This window comes from Mesorhizobium sp. M2A.F.Ca.ET.037.01.1.1 (assembly GCF_003998075.1).
GTDB lineage: Bacteria > Pseudomonadota > Alphaproteobacteria > Rhizobiales > Rhizobiaceae > Mesorhizobium.
Window position 1 is genome coordinate 1 of record NZ_RZSA01001191.1, and the last position, 1786, is coordinate 1786.

The following is a 1786-nucleotide window of genomic DNA, read 5'->3' on the forward strand; positions in this document are numbered from 1 at the left end:
GGCCGATGCTGTTGCCTTGCGGCGCGAAGGCCAGCGTCACCTCGGCCGGCAGCTTGGCGATCGCGGCCTGCGTGCCGGTCTGCGAGACGGCGAGCCCGCCGATGACGATCGCCACCCGTGCGCCACGCGCGCCCGACCACGGCCGCGCATAGACGTCGAAGGGCCGCCTGCCATCGGCGGAGCGCATCGGCAGCGGACCGGTCTCGCTGGCCTCGATCAAAGCCCGGTCCGGGATGTGGGCGACCTTGAGGTTCTGGCCGAGCGTCGAGGGATCGCGGATGACGATCGCCGCTTTCGGCGGGCTGTCGCCCTCCTCGGTCTGGACGTGGATGATCTGCGGCCCGCCGCTCTTCATCGGGGTGCTGGCCTGCGGCGTCGCGGCCGCAACCGGAGCCGGTGCGGCAGGCGGCGCGGGTGTGGTGGGGGCCGCGACAACCTTCGGCGTGGAAACCGCCACGTCTTGCGGTTTACGGAACGGCTTGTCGCGCAATGCGATCGCGCCGGAAACGCCGATCACGGCAAGCACGGCCAGCACAGCGGCAAGCGTGCCGCCGCTGATGCCGCGAGAAGCACGCCGCTTGGGCTGGAGCTTCTGTCCAAGCGGGCGTTCGATATCCTTGCCGATTTCTGCCAAGTTAAGTTCCCAACACGCGGTCACGTTAAACGTGAAATCCTGCGCAATTCGGCGCGATACCCCAGACGCGTGGCGCCCCAACCGCGGTCCCCGAATCAAACCGCCGGAACCTCGCGGTCCCGGCAGCATTGCATTGCTTCGCTGAGCCGGCCAGAGCCTTGCCCCGGCCGTGGCGGCCTTATTGGTTCAGCACGGCCTTGTCCGGGTTCGGCGGGAAGGCCGGGTCGGTCTTCTCGCCGCGCAGCAGCTGCTCGGCATAGATCAGCTGCAGATCATCCTTCGGATCCGGCGGCACATAGGCGGCCGAGCCAGAACCGGTCGAGCTCTCGTCGGCGCCCTTGATGTGGCCCTTGAGGTCGGATTCGCCACGGGTCAGGTCGCGGCCCTGCAGATCCGGCGGCAGCGGCTGGTCGACCTTGATGTCGGGCGTGATGCCCTTGCCCTGGATCGACTTGCCCGACGGTGTGTAATAGAGCGCGGTCGTCAGCCTGAGCGCGCCATTCTCGCCGAGCGGGATGATGGTCTGCACCGAGCCTTTGCCGAAGGACTGCGTGCCGACCACCGTGACGCGGCGCAGATCCTGCAGCGCGCCGGCGACGATTTCCGAGGCGCTCGCCGAACCGCCATTGACCAGCACGATCATCGGCTTGCCGTTGATGTCGTCGACCTGCTTCGGCTTGGCGTCGAAGCGGGTGACGTCCTTCGGATCGCGGCCGCGCGTCGAAACGATCTCACCGCGCTTAAGGAAGGCGTCCGAGACGCTCACCGCCTGGTCGAGCAGGCCGCCCGGATTGAGGCGCAGATCGAGCACATAGCCCTTCAGCTTGTCGTTCGGCACCTGCTTCTTGATGTTCTCGATGGCGTTCTCGAGATCGTCATAGGTCTTTTCGGTGAAGGAGGTGATCTTCATGTAGCCGATGTCGTTCTCGACCCGGTACTTCACCGCCTTGACCTTGATGATGTCGCGCACCACCGTCAGCTCGATCGGCTTGTCGGCGCCCTGGCGCAGAATGGTGAGCTTGATCGGCGTGTTGACCGGCCCGCGCATCTTCTCGACCGCGTCATTGAGGGTCAGGCCGCGAACCTCTTCGCCGTCGATCTTGGCGATATAGTCGCCGGCAAGCACGCCCGCCTTGGCGGCCGGCGTGTCGT

General features: G+C 66.6%; 1 protein-coding gene and 1 pseudogene. Both read right to left on the minus strand.

Annotation, left to right across the window (positions count from 1 at the left end):
- A pseudogene (locus tag EOA27_RS34915) lies at nt 1–634 on the minus strand (divergent polysaccharide deacetylase family protein); the annotation flags it as partial.
- Nucleotides 635–812: 178 nt separating this feature from the next.
- A partial coding sequence (locus tag EOA27_RS34920) for a S41 family peptidase (RefSeq protein ID WP_145970777.1) occupies nt 813–1786 on the minus strand: 974 nt, incomplete at its 5' end.